Source organism: Pseudomonas sp. RC2C2, from assembly GCF_018390435.1.
Taxonomy (GTDB): domain Bacteria; phylum Pseudomonadota; class Gammaproteobacteria; order Pseudomonadales; family Pseudomonadaceae; genus Aquipseudomonas; species Aquipseudomonas donghuensis.
In genome coordinates, this window is record NZ_JAHBAX010000001.1 from 3,554,369 (window position 1) to 3,571,026 (window position 16,658).

General features: G+C 60.7%; 15 protein-coding genes. 13 read left to right on the top strand and 2 right to left on the bottom strand.

The genetic code is table 11. From position 1 onward, the window contains the following. Positions 1 to 2: 2 nt before the first annotated feature. Both KHO53_RS16375 and map read right to left on the bottom strand, forming a co-directional pair. Positions 3 to 2,702: a [protein-PII] uridylyltransferase gene (locus KHO53_RS16375; RefSeq protein ID WP_036994075.1), complete on the bottom strand. Its 2,700-nt coding sequence runs from the start codon at positions 2,700 to 2,702 to the stop codon at positions 3 to 5. Positions 2,703 to 2,723: 21 nt separating this feature from the next. Further along, a complete protein-coding gene (gene map / locus KHO53_RS16380; protein ID WP_010224851.1) occupies positions 2,724 to 3,506 on the bottom strand; it encodes a type I methionyl aminopeptidase in 783 nt (260 codons plus the stop codon). A gap of 344 nt (positions 3,507 to 3,850) precedes the next feature. On the opposite strand from map, the gene rpsB reads away from it, so the two are divergent. From rpsB to lpxA, 13 genes are all read left to right on the top strand, one after another. Then, on the top strand, positions 3,851 to 4,585 hold the full coding sequence (rpsB, locus tag KHO53_RS16385) for a 30S ribosomal protein S2 (protein WP_010224850.1): 735 nt from the start codon (positions 3,851 to 3,853) through the stop codon (positions 4,583 to 4,585). Positions 4,586 to 4,774: 189 nt separating this feature from the next. Further along, the gene (tsf, locus tag KHO53_RS16390) at positions 4,775 to 5,638 is read left to right on the top strand and encodes a translation elongation factor Ts (RefSeq protein ID WP_010224849.1); all 864 of its coding nucleotides are present in this window, start codon (positions 4,775 to 4,777) and stop codon (positions 5,636 to 5,638) included. 182 nt (positions 5,639 to 5,820) lie between these two features. Continuing rightward, positions 5,821 to 6,564, top strand: coding sequence for a UMP kinase (pyrH, locus tag KHO53_RS16395; protein ID WP_010224848.1), 744 nt, complete (start codon positions 5,821 to 5,823; stop codon positions 6,562 to 6,564). After that, entirely contained in the window at positions 6,561 to 7,118 is a 558-nt protein-coding gene (frr, locus tag KHO53_RS16400; RefSeq protein WP_036994076.1) for a ribosome recycling factor, read from the top strand. The genes pyrH and frr overlap by 4 nt, the downstream gene beginning before the upstream one ends. An 18-nt stretch (positions 7,119 to 7,136) precedes the next feature. Continuing rightward, entirely contained in the window at positions 7,137 to 7,892 is a 756-nt protein-coding gene (uppS, locus tag KHO53_RS16405) for a polyprenyl diphosphate synthase (RefSeq protein WP_010224846.1), read from the top strand. Next, positions 7,892 to 8,707: a phosphatidate cytidylyltransferase gene (locus tag KHO53_RS16410; RefSeq protein ID WP_100782988.1), complete on the top strand. Its 816-nt coding sequence runs from the start codon at positions 7,892 to 7,894 to the stop codon at positions 8,705 to 8,707. Before uppS ends, KHO53_RS16410 begins: the two co-directional genes overlap by 1 nt. After that, the gene (ispC, locus tag KHO53_RS16415) at positions 8,704 to 9,894 is read left to right on the top strand and encodes a 1-deoxy-D-xylulose-5-phosphate reductoisomerase (protein WP_213570520.1); all 1,191 of its coding nucleotides are present in this window, start codon (positions 8,704 to 8,706) and stop codon (positions 9,892 to 9,894) included. The genes KHO53_RS16410 and ispC overlap by 4 nt, the downstream gene beginning before the upstream one ends. 57 nt (positions 9,895 to 9,951) lie before the next feature. Further along, on the top strand, positions 9,952 to 11,304 hold the full coding sequence (gene rseP, locus KHO53_RS16420) for an RIP metalloprotease RseP (protein ID WP_010224841.1): 1,353 nt from the start codon (positions 9,952 to 9,954) through the stop codon (positions 11,302 to 11,304). A 74-nt stretch (positions 11,305 to 11,378) separates the two neighbouring features. Continuing rightward, positions 11,379 to 13,727 carry an outer membrane protein assembly factor BamA gene (gene bamA, locus KHO53_RS16425; protein WP_100782989.1) on the top strand — a complete coding sequence of 783 codons (2,349 nt, stop codon included), beginning with the start codon at positions 11,379 to 11,381 and terminating at the stop codon, positions 13,725 to 13,727. Between the two features lie 44 nt (positions 13,728 to 13,771). Next, positions 13,772 to 14,275: an OmpH/Skp family outer membrane protein gene (locus KHO53_RS16430; RefSeq protein ID WP_010224837.1), complete on the top strand. Its 504-nt coding sequence runs from the start codon at positions 13,772 to 13,774 to the stop codon at positions 14,273 to 14,275. Positions 14,276 to 14,277: 2 nt separating this feature from the next. Continuing rightward, positions 14,278 to 15,333: a UDP-3-O-(3-hydroxymyristoyl)glucosamine N-acyltransferase gene (gene lpxD / locus KHO53_RS16435; RefSeq protein ID WP_159388195.1), complete on the top strand. Its 1,056-nt coding sequence runs from the start codon at positions 14,278 to 14,280 to the stop codon at positions 15,331 to 15,333. A gap of 110 nt (positions 15,334 to 15,443) precedes the next feature. After that, the gene (gene fabZ / locus KHO53_RS16440) at positions 15,444 to 15,884 is read left to right on the top strand and encodes a 3-hydroxyacyl-ACP dehydratase FabZ (RefSeq protein WP_010224833.1); all 441 of its coding nucleotides are present in this window, start codon (positions 15,444 to 15,446) and stop codon (positions 15,882 to 15,884) included. Continuing rightward, a complete protein-coding gene (gene lpxA, locus KHO53_RS16445) occupies positions 15,881 to 16,657 on the top strand; it encodes an acyl-ACP--UDP-N-acetylglucosamine O-acyltransferase (RefSeq protein ID WP_010224832.1) in 777 nt (258 codons plus the stop codon). The genes fabZ and lpxA overlap by 4 nt, the downstream gene beginning before the upstream one ends. Position 16,658 lies beyond the last annotated feature (1 nt).

Genomic DNA, 16,658 nt, shown 5'->3' on the forward strand with positions numbered 1-16,658 from the left:
GGTCAAATGGTCAGGCGGGTCAAAGGCACCCCGGTCGCCTGGTCGACGCGCAGTTGCTCGACGATCGCATCCTGCAGGCGGCTGCACAACTGCGGGTCGGACAGGGGCTGGTTGTCGGCGTCGGTGATGAAGAACACGTCTTCGACCCGTTCGCCGAGGGTGGCAATCTTGGCATTTTGCAGCGACAGGTCGAACTCCAGGAAGATCTTGCCGATCCGCGCCAGCAGGCCGGGGCGGTCGGGGGCGCTGAGTTCGAGGATGGTCACCGGGCGCTGGGCATCGTTATGGATGGTCACCTGCGGGGCAAAGGTGAAGTGCTTGAGCTGGCGCGGTACCCGGCGCTGGATGATGGTCGGGTAGTCGTCGGGGTTGCGCAAGGCGTCGGTCAGGCCGTCGCGAATTTGCTTGACCCGCACGGGATTGTCGCCGATCGAGTCGCCATCGTTATCGAGCACGATATAGGTGTCGAGGGTGAACTGGCTGCTCGAGGTGATGATCCGCGCGTCATGGATGTTCAGGTTGAGCTGGTCCATGGCCGCCACCGTCACGGCGAAGAAGTCGTGCTGGTCGGGGGCGTAGATGAAGATCTGGGTGCCGCCTTCGAATTCGCGCTGGGTGGTTTCCTTGATCAGCACCAGCGGCCCGCCGTCGGCCGGCTGCTGGAGGATGGCATCGCTGTGCCAGGCCACGTCGGCGGCGGTATGGCGCAGGAAGTAATCGTCACCCAATTGCGACCACAGTTGCTCGACGTCGTCCGGGTCGGTGCCCTCGCGAATGAGGATGTCCAGTGCTGCGCTCTGGGTCTGGCGGATCTGCTCTTCGCGGTCCAGCGGGTTTTCCAGGCCGCGGCGCAGGGCACGCTTGGTCTCGGTGTAGAGCTGGCGCAGCAAGCTGGCGCGCCAAGAGTTCCACAGGCTCGGGTTGGTGGCGTTGATGTCGGCCACCGTTAGTACATAAAGGTAATCCAGGCGGGTTTCATCGCCCACCAGTTGGGCGAAGTCGTAGATTACCTGCGGGTCGGACAGGTCCTTGCGCTGGGCGGTGGTCGACATCACCAGGTGATGCTGCACCAGCCAGACAATCAGCCGGCTGTCCCAGCTCGGTAGCTGATGACGCGCACAGAAGGCCTGGGCGTCCACCGCGCCCAACTCGGAGTGATCACCCTGACGACCCTTGCCGATGTCGTGATAAAGCCCGGCGAGATAAATCAGCTCTGGCTTGGGCAGGCGGCCCATGAGCTTGCTGGCCAGCGGGAATTTTTCCGAAACCGGGGTGTACTGCAGTTTGCGTAGGTGCTTGATCAGGTTAAGGGTGTGCGCATCGACGGTATAGATGTGAAACAGGTCGTGCTGCATCTGCCCGACGATCAGGCCGAACTCCGGCAAATAACGGCCGAGAATGCCGTAGCGGTTCATCCGCCGCAGATTGCGGTGGATACCGATCTCGCACTTGAACAGCTCGATGAACAGGCTGGTGTTGCGGATATCATTACGAAAATCGTCGTCGATCAGGTGCCGGTGCTCGCGCAGCAGACGAATGGTGTCGGCGCGCACGCCCTTGATTTCCGGGTGCTGGGCCATCAGCACGAAGATTTCCAGCATGGCGAACGGCGTGCGCTTGAAGACGTTGGTGCGTACTGCCTCGATATAGCCGTCATGCAGTTGGAAACGCGCGTTCAGCGGCTGGGCACTGGCGCTGTCGTCGTCGAGGATGACTTCTTCGAAGTGCTGGATGATCAGGTCGCTGAGCTCGGCGATGCTCATCACCACCCGGTAGTACTGCTGCATGAACTGCTCGATGGCGCGCTTGGGGTTTTCGTCGCCAAACCCGAGCAGGGCGGCGATGCTGCGCTGGTGGTCGAACAGCAAGCGGTCCTCGGCGCGCCCGGCCAGCATGTGCAGGGCGTAGCGCACTTTCCAGAGAAATTCCTGGGACGAGGCCAGCAGGTTGTTCTCGCTTTCCAGCAAGAAGCCTTCGCCGGCCAGAGCGTGCAGGTTGAGGGTGCCGTACTGGCGCCGGGCGATCCACAGTACCGTCTGGATATCACGCAGGCCGCCTGGCGAGCCCTTGACGTTGGGCTCCAGGTTGTACTCGGTGTCGTTGTACTTGTGGTGCCGGGCTTTTTGCTCGGCACGCTTGGCCAGGAAGAATTCCTTGCTCGGCCACATGTGCGCGGTGCTGGTGACCTCGAGCATGCGCTGGCGCAGGTGCTCGGGGCCGGCAATAGTGCGGCTTTCCATCAGGTTGGTGACTACCGTCAGGTCGGCGCGGGCCTGTTCTGCGCATTCATCGACCGAGCGCACGCTCTGGCCGACTTCCAGGCCGATGTCCCAGAGCAGGGTCAGAAAGCGTTCGATCGAGTCGCGAAAAACCTCGTGGTCGGCACTGTCGAGCAGGATCAGCAGATCGATGTCGGAGTAGGGGTGCAGCTCGCCGCGCCCGTAGCCACCGGTGGCGATCAGGGCGATATCGGCGTCTTCGCTCCAGGTGAACTGGTTCCAGGCCTGTTGCAGGATGTTGTCGACGAACCAGGCGCGGTCCTCGATCAGCCGGCGGATCTCGCGGCCGCTGCGAAAGCGGTTGTCGAGCACCTCGCCGGCCTGGCGGATGGCTTTCTTGAAGGCAGCGATAGGGCTTGCCTTGAGGGCCAGTTCCGCCTGGAACTGACCGCGATCGAACAGCTCGGGATCCACCTGGGGCATCGAGAGGCTTTCCTGTGACAATCAGGCCGACGTGCGGGGAATGGTGTCGTCTTTACGCAGGGTGAAGATTTCGTAACCGGTCGCGGTCACCACCAGGGTGTGTTCCCACTGGGCCGAGAGCTTGCGGTCCTTGGTGATGGCGGTCCAGCCGTCGCCCAGCACCTTGGTGTCGGCTTTGCCCTGGTTGATCATCGGCTCGATGGTAAAGGTCATGCCTTCCTTGAGCTCCATGCCGGTGCCGGCGCGGCCGTAGTGCAGGATCTGCGGCTCTTCGTGGAACACCTTGCCGATGCCGTGGCCGCAGAACTCGCGCACCACCGAGAAACCGTTCTTTTCCGCGTGCTTCTGGATCACTTCGCCGATGTCGCCCAGGCGGCAGCCTGGCTTGACCAGCTCGATGGCCTTGTACATGCACTCCTGGGTGATCTGGGACAGGCGCTCGGCCCATACCGGTACGGTGCCGACGTGGAACATGCGGCTGGTGTCGCCGTGGTAGCCATCCTTGATCACGGTGACGTCGATGTTCAGGGTGTCACCGTCCTTGAGCGGCTTGTCGCCCGGGATGCCATGGCAGACCACGTGGTTGACCGAGGTGCAGATCGACTTGGGGAAGCCCTTGTAGTTGAGCGGCGCCGGAATCGCTTGCTGGACGTTGACGATGTAGTCGTGGCACAGGCGGTCGAGCTCCTCGGTGGTGACACCGGGCTTGACGTGCTCTTCGATCATCTCCAGGACTTCGGCGGCCAGGCGGCCGGCGATGCGCATCTTTTCGATGTCTTCGGCGGTTTTGATGGTAACGGTCATTACAGGCTCTCTACGGCGCAGCAAGGCGCAAATAATCTGGGGAAAGGCCGGATTCTAACAGAGCCAGGCCCGATTCAGGCGGCCATGGCGCTGATACAGCCTTTATATAAGGGCCATTCTGGCGCTAATGGGCGATGTGTGCAAAAGCCTGTGACGTTCAATGGTAATTCTGGTTTCGCTTGGCGGGCTTGTGTGGTATAAAATGCGCCGCTTTCCGGGGATAGCTCCGGAAGCACTAAACCCACACACGTGTCGACACGATGACCTGGGTGCCTTCGATCCACGGATCGCGGGTTGGTCATTGGGATACGTGGAGGCCCAACCCGACTTATCAAGGAACTATCATGTCCCAAGTCAACATGCGCGATATGCTGAAGGCCGGTGTGCACTTCGGTCACCAAACCCGTTACTGGAACCCGAAAATGGGTAAGTACATTTTCGGTGCGCGCAACAAGATTCACATCATCAACCTTGAAAAAACCCTGCCAATGTTCAACGAGGCACTGACCTTCGTAGAGCGTCTGGCCCAGGGCAAAAACAAGATTCTGTTCGTCGGCACCAAGCGTTCCGCTGGCAAGATCGTTGCTGAAGAAGCAGCACGTTGCGGTTCGCCGTACGTCGATCACCGCTGGTTGGGCGGCATGCTGACCAACTACAAGACCATCCGCGCTTCGATCAAGCGTCTGCGCGACCTGGAAACCCAGGCCGAAGACGGCACTTTCGCCAAGCTGACCAAGAAAGAAGCCCTGATGCGCTCCCGTGACCTGGAAAAACTGGATCGCAGCCTGGGTGGTATCAAGGACATGGGCGGCCTGCCTGATGCCCTGTTCGTGATCGACGTTGACCACGAGCGCATCGCTATCACCGAAGCCAACAAGCTGGGCATCCCGGTCATCGGCGTTGTCGATACCAACTCCAGCCCAGAAGGCGTTGACTACATCATCCCAGGTAACGATGACGCCATCCGCGCTATCCAGCTGTACATGGGTTCGATGGCTGACGCCGTGATCCGTGGCCGCAACAACGTTGCTGGCGGTACCGAAGTGTACGCCGAAGAAGCAGCACCAGCTGCTGAGTAATTGACGCCTGGCGTCTACTCGGCACGCGAAAAGGGGGCTTTGCCCCCTTTTTGCCACCTTGAAATCCTCTTGTCAGCATCGCCGTTGCAACCTTGTTACTGCATGAGTGCTGGTGAGTGGATTTACAGAATTGAACGCCCGTCAAGTATCGGGTGGAATGGTTGAAAACCTATCCAAGAGGAATTTGAAATGGCAGCAATTACTGCAGCGCTGGTCAAAGAACTGCGTGAGCGTACCGGCGAAGGCATGATGGATTGCAAAAAGGCCCTGGAAAAGGCCGGCGGCGACATCGAGAAAGCCATTGACGACATGCGCGCTTCGGGCGCCATCAAGGCCGCTAAAAAGGCTGGCAACGTTGCCGCTGAAGGCGCAATCGCCATCAAGGCCGACGACAAATCCGCCGTCCTGCTGGAAGTCAACTCGCAGACCGACTTCCTGGCTCTGCAAGACGACTTCAAAACCTTCGTCGCTGAAAGCGTTGACCAAGCTTTCGCCGAGAAGCTGACCGACGCCGCTCCGCTGATCGCTTCCCGCGAATCGGCTCGTGAAGCGCTGGTTGCCAAGGTTGGTGAGAACGTCAACATCCGTCGCCTGGTGCGCGTTGAAGGTGACGTTGTCGGCACCTACCTGCACGGCAACAAGATCGGTGTTGCTGTTGTCCTGAAGGGCGGCGACGTCCAGCTGGCCAAAGAAATCGCCATGCACGTGGCGGCAAGCAACCCAGAGTTCCTGCTGCCGTCGGAAGTTTCGGCTGAAGCAATCGAGCGCGAGAAGAACGTCTTCCTGACCCTGAACGAAGAGAAGATCAAGGGCAAGCCTGAGAACATCGTCGAGAACATGGTCAAAGGCCGTATCTCGAAGTTCCTGGCCGAAGCCAGCCTGGTCGAGCAAGCGTTCGTCATGAACCCGGAAATCAAGGTCGGTGAGCTGGCCAAGAAAGCCGGTGCTGAAATCGTTTCCTTCACCTACTTCAAAGTAGGCGAAGGCATCGAGAAGCCAGTCGACAACTTCGCTGAAGAAGTTGCTGCTCAGCTGGCTGCTGCCAAGCAATAAGACAGATTCACCTCTGTCGCCCCGAAGAGGCTGCCCGCTCACGCGCGCAGCCTCTTTGTCAAAGCGGGAGCGGCTTACAAAGCCGCCTTTCGTTGGCGCAGTAGCTGCGCCACGCTAGAGTTACGCGCAGGCTGAAAACAGCCCGCCAGATTTTTTTACAAACGCCGCAGGAGAGATTCGCAATGGCTCAGCAGGGCAGTGGTTATCAAGCTCGCTATAAACGCATTCTACTCAAGCTTAGCGGCGAGGCCCTGATGGGCTCGGAAGAGTTCGGGATCGACCCCAAGGTCCTGGATCGCATGGCATTGGAAGTCGGCCAATTGGTCGGCATTGGTGTTCAGGTCGGTTTGGTAATCGGCGGTGGCAACCTGTTCCGTGGCGCGGCGCTCAGTGCAGCCGGCATGGACCGCGTCACTGGCGACCACATGGGCATGCTGGCGACCGTAATGAATGGCCTGGCCATGCGCGACGCGCTGGAGCGCGCCAACATTACCGCGATCGTCATGTCGGCCATCTCCATGGTTGGCGTTACCGATCACTATGATCGTCGCAAAGCCATGCGCCACCTGAACTCCAAAGAAGTCGTAATCTTCGCTGCCGGTACCGGCAACCCGTTCTTCACCACCGACTCCGCGGCTTGCCTGCGCGCCATCGAAATCGATGCCGACGTGGTATTGAAGGCAACCAAGGTCGATGGTGTATACACTGCAGACCCATTCAAAGACCCGCATGCCGAGAAGTTCGATCATCTGACCTACGATGAAGTACTGGATCGCAAGCTGGGCGTGATGGATCTGACGGCAATCTGCCTGTGCCGCGATCACAAGATGCCGCTGCGCGTCTTCAATATGAACAAGCCCGGCGCCCTGCTGAACATCGTGCATGGCGGCGCTGAAGGAACTCTGATCGAGGAAGTTCAAAAATGATCAACGAAATCAAGAAAGACGCCCAGGAACGCATGGTCAAGTCCCTGGAATCGCTGCAGCACGCGTTCAGCCGGATTCGTACCGGTGCGGCCAACCCGCAGATTCTGGCCGGTGTCCAGGTGCCTTACTACGGCGCTGACACTCCGATCAACCAGGTCGCCAACGTGACTGTTAAAGATGCCCGTACCCTTCAGGTCGTGGCGTTTGAGCGCAACATGCTGGCTGCGGTGGAAAAAGCCATTCTCAACTCGGGCCTGGGCTTCAACCCGACCAACCTGGGTGAACTGCTGCTGATCTCGATGCCGGCCCTGACTGAAGAAACCCGCAAGGGCTTCACCAAGCAGGCGCGCGATGCGGCTGAAGATGCCCGTATTGCCGTGCGTAACATTCGTCGTGATGCGCTGAGCCAGCTCAAAGATCTGGTCAAAGAGAAAGAAATCAGCGAAGACGAAGAGCGTCGTGCAGCTGATGATGTGCAGAAGCTGACCGACAAGGCCGTAGCTGACATCGAAGTCGCTGTGAAGGCAAAAGAAAAGGACCTGATGGCCGTTTAAGGGTCGGGACTTTTTTCAATGGAAAAGACCAAGCAAGGTGTGTCCCCATCGGTGCCGCGCCATGTCGCGATCATCATGGATGGGAATAATCGCTGGGCGAAGAAGCGCCTGTTGCCCGGTGTTGCCGGGCACAAGGCCGGCGTGGACGCAGTGCGCGCGGTCATCGAGGTGTGCGCCGAGGCCAAGGTCGAGGTGCTGACCCTGTTCGCCTTTTCCAGTGAAAACTGGCAGCGCCCGGCCGAAGAGGTCGGGGCGTTGATGGAGCTGTTCTTCTCGGCCCTGCGCCGGGAAGCCAAGCGCCTCAACGACAACAACATCAGCCTGCGTATCATCGGTGACCGCTCGCGCTTTCATCCTGAGCTGCAGGCTGCCATGCGTGAGGCCGAAGCGGCGACCGCCGGCGCCAATCGTTTCATCCTGCAGATCGCCGCCAACTACGGTGGTCAGTGGGATATCGCCCAGGCCGCCCAGCGCCTGGCGCGGGAAGTCCAGGCCGGCCACCTGCGTCCGGACGACATCACCCCCGAGCTGCTGCAGACCTGCCTGGCCACAGGCGACCTGCCGCTGCCCGACCTGTGCATCCGTACCGGTGGCGAGCACCGCATCAGCAATTTCTTGCTGTGGCAGCTGGCCTACGCCGAGTTGTACTTTTCCGACCTGTTCTGGCCGGACTTCAAACACGAGGCCATGCGTACCGCGCTGGCCGATTTCGCTTCGCGCCAGCGCCGCTTCGGGAAAACCAGCGAGCAGGTCGAAGCTGGAGCCCGTGCTTAATGCTTAAACAACGCATCATTACGGCGCTGATCCTGCTGCCGATCGCCCTGTGTGGCTTCTTCCTGTTGAACGGCGGCGACTTCGCCCTGTTCATCGGCGTAGTGGTGACCCTGGGGGCCTGGGAATGGGCGCGTCTGGCCGGCCTGGTCGGGCAAGCCCTGCGTGTGGCTTACGCTGCCGTGGTCGCCGGCCTGCTGATGCTGCTCTACCTGATGCCGGACCTGGCACCCTGGGTGCTGGGGGCTTCGGTGTTGTGGTGGGCGCTGGCAACCTGGCTGGTGCTGACGTACCCGCGCAGCAGCGAGCTGTGGGCCAGTGCTGCCTGCCGCCTGCTGATCGGTCTGCTGATCCTGTTGCCGGCCTGGCAAGGCCTGGTGCTGCTCAAGCAGTGGCCGCTGGGCAACTGGCTGATCATGGCGGTCATGGTGCTGGTCTGGGGGGCGGACATCGGTGCGTACTTCTCCGGCCGCGCCTTCGGCAAGCGCAAGCTGGCCCCGCAGGTGAGCCCGGGCAAGAGCTGGGAAGGCGTCTACGGTGGCCTGGCCCTGAGCCTGGTGATTACCGCAGTAGTGGCTATCTCTCGTGACTGGAGCGCGGGTGAGCTGGTGCTCGGCCTGTTCGGCGCTGCAGCCGTGGTTTTCGTCTCGGTAGTTGGCGATCTGACCGAAAGCATGTTCAAGCGCCGCTCGGGGATCAAGGACAGCAGCAACCTGCTGCCGGGTCATGGCGGCGTGCTGGACCGTATCGACAGCCTCACCGCAGCCATTCCGGTGTTTGCCGTGCTGCTCTGGGCAGCCAATTGGGGCGTAATGTGAGCGGCGTACAGCGTATTACCGTGCTGGGCGCGACCGGCTCGATCGGCCTCAGTACCCTGGATGTGATCGCTCGTCATCCGGATCGTTACCAGGTGTTCGCCCTGAGCGGCTACTCGCGCCTGCAAGAGCTATTGGCCCTGTGCGTGCGCCATGCCCCGGCGTTTGCTGTGGTGCCTTCGGCCGAGGCTGCACAGCAGCTGCGTGAAGGCCTGGCAGTAGCGGGTTTGGCCACCCAGGTGCTGGTCGGTGAAGAGGGCTTGTGCCAGGTCGCGTCAGCTGCCGAGGTCGATGCCGTGATGGCTGCGATCGTCGGCGCTGCCGGCCTGCGTCCGACCCTGGCAGCAGTCGAAGCAGGCAAGAAGGTGCTGCTGGCAAACAAGGAGGCGCTGGTGATGTCCGGCGCCTTGTTCATGCAGGCGGTGCGGCGCAGTGGCGCCGTGCTGCTGCCGATCGACAGCGAGCACAATGCGATCTTCCAGTGCCTGCCGGGTGATTATTCCCGCGGCCTGGCCCAGGTTGGCGTGCGCCGTATCCTGTTGACCGCCTCTGGCGGGCCGTTTCGCGAAACGCCGATGGCCGAGCTCATGGATGTCAGCCCTGAACAGGCTTGCGCCCACCCGAACTGGTCCATGGGCCGCAAGATCTCGGTCGATTCGGCAAGCATGATGAACAAGGGCCTGGAGCTTATCGAGGCGTGCTGGCTGTTCGATGCACGGCCCAGCCAGGTCGAGGTGGTGGTGCACCCGCAAAGTGTGATCCACTCGCTGGTCGATTATGTCGACGGTTCGGTATTGGCCCAGTTGGGCAATCCGGACATGCGCACGCCGATCGCCAATGCCCTGGCCTGGCCGGAGCGTATCGATTCGGGGGTGGCGCCACTGGACCTGTTCGCGGTTGCCCGCCTGGACTTCAAGGCGCCGGACGAACAGCGCTTCCCTTGCCTGCGCCTGGCCCGCGAGGCGGCCGAGGCGGGTAATAGCGCGCCGGCGGTACTTAATGCGGCCAACGAAGTGGCGGTGGAAGCATTTCTCCAGCGGCGCATCCGCTTCCCCGAGATCGCGAGTATGATCGAACAAGTGCTCGATCAAGAGCCGGTGGTTGCAGTCGAGTCGCTCAATGCGGTGTTTGCCGCCGACCAGCGTGCGCGGCAGCTGGCCGGACAATGGTTGGCTCATCACGGCCGCTGAGGTCTGGCGCAGCAGTGCGTCAGGCCCGGTGCCGCTGAACGTCATTCGGAGAAAGACATGAGTGCGCTCTACATGATTATCGGCACCCTGGTGGCATTGGGTGTGCTGGTCACCTTTCACGAATTCGGTCACTTCTGGGTGGCCCGGCGTTGCGGCGTCAAGGTTTTGCGATTTTCCGTTGGTTTTGGCATGCCGTTGCTGCGCTGGCATGACCGGCATGGCACTGAGTTCGTGGTAGCGGCGATTCCGCTGGGCGGCTACGTGAAAATGCTCGACGAGCGCGAAGGTGCGGTGCCCCCCGAGCAGCTCGAACAATCCTTCAACCGCAAGTCTGTGCGTCAGCGCATCGCGATTGTCGCGGCGGGCCCGGTGGCCAACTTTCTCCTGGCGTTTTTCTTCTTCTGGATCCTGGCCATGGTCGGCACCCAGCAGGAGCGTCCGGTCATCGGTGCGGTCGAAGCGGGGAGTATCGCCGAAGTGGCCGGGCTCACGGCTGGCCAGGAAATTGTTTCCATTGATGGCAAGCCAACCAGTGGCTGGGCGGCAGTCAACCTGCAACTGATCCGCCGTCTGGGTGAAAGCGGCCAGTTGCACATCAGTGTGCGCGAGGAGGGCGCGTCGGTCGACAGCCCGCACGTGCTGACCCTCAATAACTGGCTCAAGGGCGCCGACGATCCGGACCCGATTCGCTCGCTGGGCTTGCGCCCGTGGCGCCCGGTATTGCCGCCGGTGCTGGCTGAACTCGACCCGAAGGGGCCGGCAAAGGCTGCCGGGTTGAAAACCGGTGACCGTTTGCTGGCGCTCGATGGCCAGGCGCTGAACAACTGGCAGCAAGTGGTCGATACCGTACGTGGTCGGGCTGGCAGCAAGATCGTCCTGCGCATCGAGCGCGACGGTGCGCCGCTGGAGTTGCCGGTAACCCTGGCCAGCCGTGGCGAGGGCAAAACGGCCACGGGATATCTGGGCGCCGGGGTCAAAGGGGTGAAGTGGCCGGATGCCATGCTTCGCGAGGTCAGCTACGGGCCGCTCGAGGCTGTAGGGGAGGGACTTTCACGCACCTGGAACATGAGCGTCCTGACCCTCGAATCGTTGAAGAAAATGCTGTTCGGCGAGCTCTCGGTAAAAAACTTGAGCGGACCGATAACCATTGCTAAAGTGGCGGGCGCTTCGGCCCAGTCCGGTGTTGGGGATTTCCTGAATTTCCTCGCCTACCTGAGCATTAGCCTGGGGGTTCTTAATTTGCTGCCCATTCCTGTACTGGATGGGGGGCATTTGCTGTTCTACCTGATCGAGTGGGCGCGTGGTCGTCCGTTATCGGATCGGGTGCAAGGTTGGGGGATCCAGATCGGTATCAGTTTGGTAGTCGGGGTGATGTTGCTTGCCCTGATCAACGATTTGGGTCGACTGTAAAGCTTCGCTCAATTGCGAACCTGCCGCGTCCCGCGGCGGGTCGTTTATTGCCAGTTGGAATAAGAAAGGACTTCATGAAACGTCTGCTGCTAACTGCGGTTCTCGCCGTACTGATGATCGCTGAAGTTCACGCCGAGTCCTTCACCATCTCCGATATTCGTGTCAATGGTCTGCAGCGGGTCTCCGCGGGCAGCGTTTTTGGTGCCTTGCCATTGAACGTCGGCGATGAGGCCGATGACCGGCGCCTGGTGGAATCCACCCGGTCCCTGTTCAAGACCGGTTTCTTCCAGGACATCCAACTGAGCCGGGACGGCAACGTCCTGATCATTACCGTGGTCGAGCGTCCTTCGGTGTCCAGCATCGAGATCGAAGGCAACAAGGCGATCAGCACTGAAGACCTGATGAAGGGGCTGAAGCAGTCCGGTCTGTCCGAAGGCGAGATCTTCCAGCGAGCCACCCTTGAGGGCGTGCGTAACGAACTGCAACGCCAGTACGTTGCCCAGGGCCGCTACTCGGCCGAGGTCGACACCGAAGTGGTGCCGCAGCCGCGCAACCGCGTGGGCCTGAAGATCAAGATCAACGAAGGCACCGTTGCTGCAATCCAGCACATCAACGTGGTCGGCAATACCGTCTTCCCTGACGAAGACCTGATCGGCCTGTTCGAGCTCAAGACCAGCAACTGGCTGTCGTTCTTCAAGAATGACGACAAGTACGCCCGGGAGAAACTCTCCGGTGACTTGGAGCGCCTGCGTTCCTACTACCTGGACCGTGGCTACATCAACATGGACATCGCTTCCACCCAGGTGTCGATCACCCCGGACAAGAAGCACGTCTACATCACCGTCAACGTCAACGAGGGCGAGAAGTACACCGTTCGTGACGTCAAGCTCTCCGGTGACCTCAAGGTGCCGGAAGACCAGGTCAAGTCGCTGCTGCTGGTGCAGCCAGGCCAGGTGTTCTCGCGCAAGGTGATGACCACCACGTCCGAGCTGATCACCCGTCGTCTGGGTAACGAAGGCTACACCTTCGCCAACGTCAACGGCGTGCCACAACCTCATGATGACGATCACACGGTCGACATCACCTTCGTGGTCGATCCGGGCAAGCGCGCCTATGTCAACCGCATCAACTTCCGTGGCAATACCAAGTCCGAAGACGAAGTGCTGCGTCGCGAAATGCGCCAAATGGAAGGTGGCTGGGCTTCGACCTACCTGATTGACCAGTCCAAGACCCGTCTGGAGCGCCTGGGCTTCTTCAAGGAAGTCAACGTCGAGACCCCGGCTGTCCCAGGTACCGACGACCAGGTCGACGTCAACTACAGCGTTGAAGAGCAAGCTTCCGGTTCGATTACCGCCAGCGTCGGTTTCGCCCAGAGCGCCGGTCTGATCCTCGGTGGTTCGATCAGCCAGACCAACTTCCTCGGTACTGGTAACAAGGTTTCCATCGGCCTGACCCGCAGCGAATACCAGAGCCGCTACAACTTCGGCTTCGTTGACCCCTACTGGACCGCCGATGGCGTCAGCCTGGGCTACAACGCCTTCTACCGCACCACCGACTACGATGACCTCGACGTCGACGTCGCCAGCTATGCGGTTGACAGCCTCGGTGCCGGTGTCAGCGTCGGTTACCCGATCAGCGAGACCTCGCGCCTGACCTTCGGCCTGACCGTACAGCAGGACGAGATCAAGACCGGTAAATACACCGTTGACGAGATCTTTGACTTCGTCGACAAGGAAGGCGACAAGTACCTGAACTTCAAGGCCTCGGCCGGCTGGTCCGAGTCGACCCTGAACAAGGGCGTGCTGGCCACCCGTGGTCACTCGCAAAGCCTGGTACTGGAAGCCACCACTCCGGGTAGCGACCTGTCGTTCTTCAAGCTGGATTACCGTGGTCAGCTGTTCAAGCCGATCACCAACGACTACACCCTGCGCCTGCACACCGAGCTGGGCTATGGTGATGGCTTCGGTTCGACCTCCGGTCTGCCGTTCTACGAGAACTACTATGCCGGCGGTTTCAACTCGGTACGTGGCTTCAAGGACAGCAGCCTGGGCCCACGCAGTACCCCGAGCAAGGGCAACAAGCCAGGCACCATTGAAGACCCGGATCAGGACCCGCTGCCGTTCGGTGGTAACGTCCTCGTCCAAGGTGGTGTAGAGCTGCTGTTCCCGCTGCCGTTCGTCAAGGACCAACGCTCGCTGCGCACCTCGGTCTTCTGGGATGTGGGTAACGTTTTCGACACCAACTGCGGTTCCAAGCCGAACTGCGAAAAGGTCGGCCTGTCGGGCCTGGCCAGCTCCGTCGGCCTGGGCGTGACCTGGATTACCGCTCTCGGCCCGTTGAGCTTCAGCCTGGCAATGCCGGTGAAGAAACCGGACGAAGCCGATACCCAGGTGTTCCAATTCTCTCTGGGTCAGACCTTCTAAGGTCTGCCCCTTGCTAACGACAACGGATTCTGTAGGAGTGCATCGTGCGTAAGTTGACTCAACTGGCAGTACTGGCTGCGGCCCTGGTCGCAACCCCGGCTTTCGCCGAAATGAAAATTGCCGTCCTGAACTACCAAATGGCCCTGCTCGAGTCGGACGCGGCGAAGAAGTACGCCGTCGACGCCGAGAAGAAGTTCGGCCCACAGCTGACCAAGCTGAAGAACCTGGAAAGCAGCGCCAAGGGCATTGCCGACCGCATCCGTGCCGGTGGTGACAAGATGGCCCAGCCTGAGCGCGAGCGCCTGGAGCTTGAATACAAGCAGAAAGCCCGTGACTTCCAGTTCCAGTCCAAGGAACTGAACGAGTCCAAGGCCGTGGCCGACCGCGAAATGCTCAAGCAACTGAAGCCGAAACTGGACGGCGCGGTTGAAGAAGTGATCAAGAAAGGCGGTTTCGACCTGGTGCTTGAGCGTGGCGCGGTCATTGATGTCAAACCTCAGTACGACATCACCCGCCAGGTCATCGAGCGCATGAATCAGTCCCGTTGATCATGACCGTGACCATGAAACTCGGTCAGTTGGCCGAGTTCCTCGGAGCCACCCTGAGTGGCCCTGAGGAGCTGGAAATCACTGGCCTGGCGACCCTTCAGGAAGCCGGGCCGGGGCAGTTGAGCTTCCTGGCCAACCCGCAGTACCGCAAGTACCTGGGTGAAACCCACGCGGCAGCGATCCTGCTCAAGCCGGCCGACGCCGAAGGCTTTGCCGGTAACGCGCTGATCGTTCCCGACCCGTACCTCGCCTACGCACGCCTCTCCCACCTGTTCGATCCGAAGCCCAGGGCTGTAGCGGGAATTCATCCCAGCGCCGTGGTTGCCGCCGATGCCCAGGTTGATGCCAGTGCCAGCGTTGGTGCCTGCGCGGTGATCGAAAGCGGTGCGCAGGTCGGCCCGGGCGTAACCATCGGTGCCCAGTGCTTTATCGGCGCGCGTTGCGTGATCGGCGAGGGCGGCTGGCTGGCTCCGCGGGTGACCCTGTACCACGACGTACGTATCGGTAAACGTGTGGTTATTCAGTCTGGCGCGGTGATCGGTGGCGAAGGCTTCGGCTTTGCCAACGACAAGGGTGTCTGGCAGAAGATTGCCCAGATTGGCGGCGTGAGCATCGGTGATGATGTCGAGATCGGCGTCAATACTGCGGTTGACCGTGGTGCCCTGGCTGACACTCGCATCGGTGACGGGGTCAAGCTCGACAACCAGATCCAGATCGCCCATAACGTGCAGATCGGCGATCATACGGCGATGGCGGCATGTGTCGGGATTTCCGGCAGCACCAAGATTGGCAGGCATTGCACCATTGCCGGCGGTGTCGGCATGGTTGGACACATCGATGTCTGCGACAACGTTTTCGTCTCCGGGATGACCATGGTGACGCGCTCGATCACCGAGCCAGGCGCCTATTCTTCCGGTACGGCAATGCAGCCGCTGGCCGAGTGGCGTAAAAGCGCCGCACGGATTCGCCAGCTGGACGAGATGTCAAAACGCCTTCAACAACTGGAAAAGCGTCTCGCCGCCGTGACCTCTGGCGATAAAGCTTCATCAGAAGGCTGATACCATTTCCTGATCAAGAGTGAACAGCCCTAGACTGACTCTTTGATTTGCTAAAGGAGCGCCGTGTGAAAACCGGCGCTCCCTATCTTTACTACAGGCTTCCCCCCGAAATGATGGACATCAACGAGATTCGCGAATACCTGCCTCACCGTTACCCGTTCCTGTTGGTGGACCGGGTGGTGGAACTGGACGTCGAGGCCCAGCGCATTCGTGCCTACAAGAATGTCAGCATCAACGAACCTTTCTTCAATGGTCACTTCCCCGCACATCCGATCATGCCGGGCGTGCTGATCATCGAGGCGATGGCCCAGGCGGCCGGCATCCTCGGCTTCAAGATGCTCGACGTCAAACCTGCGGACGGTACCCTGTACTACTTCGTCGGCTCCGACAAGCTGCGCTTCCGCCAGCCAGTGCTGCCGGGTGACCAACTGATCCTCGAAGCCAAGTTCATCAGCTGCAAGCGCCAGATCTGGAAGTTCGAGTGCCAGGCGTCGGTCGACGGCAAGCCGGTATGCTCGGCCGAGATCATCTGCGCGGAACGCAAACTATGAGTTTGATTGACCCTCGGGCAATCATCGATCCGTCGGCCAAGCTCGCCGACGGTGTCGAGGTAGGCCCTTGGTCGATCGTCGGTGCCGGGGTCGAGATCGGCGAGGGGACCGTTATCGGTCCGCATGTGATTCTCAAGGGGCCGACCCGCATCGGTCGGCACAACCGTATCTACCAGTTTTCCTCGGTAGGCGAAGACACCCCAGACCTCAAGTACAAGGGTGAAGCCACGCGCCTGGTGATCGGCGATCACAATGTGATCCGCGAGGGCGTGACCATCCACCGCGGCACCGTGCAGGACCGCTCGGAAACCACCCTGGGTGATCATAATCTGATCATGGCCTATGCCCACATCGGCCATGACAGTGTCATCGGCAACCATTGCATCCTGGTCAACAACACCGCACTGGCGGGCCATGTACATGTTGACGACTGGGCGATCCTTTCCGGTTTCACCCTGGTGCATCAGTTCTGTCGCATCGGTGCCCACAGCTTCTCCGGCATGGGGACCGCCATCGGCAAGGATGTTCCGGCTTACGTCACTGTATTCGGTAATCCGGCCGAGGCGCGCAGCATGAACTTCGAGGGCATGCGCCGTCGGGGTTTCAGCGAGGACGCCATTCACGCGCTGCGCCGGGCCTACAAGGTGGTCTACCGCCAGGGCCTGACCATCGAGCAGGCCATTGCCGAACTGGCGGAGCCTGCGACCCAGTACCCGGAAGTCGACGTGTTCCTCCAGTCGATCCAGAACTCCACCCGCGGCATCACCCGCTGAT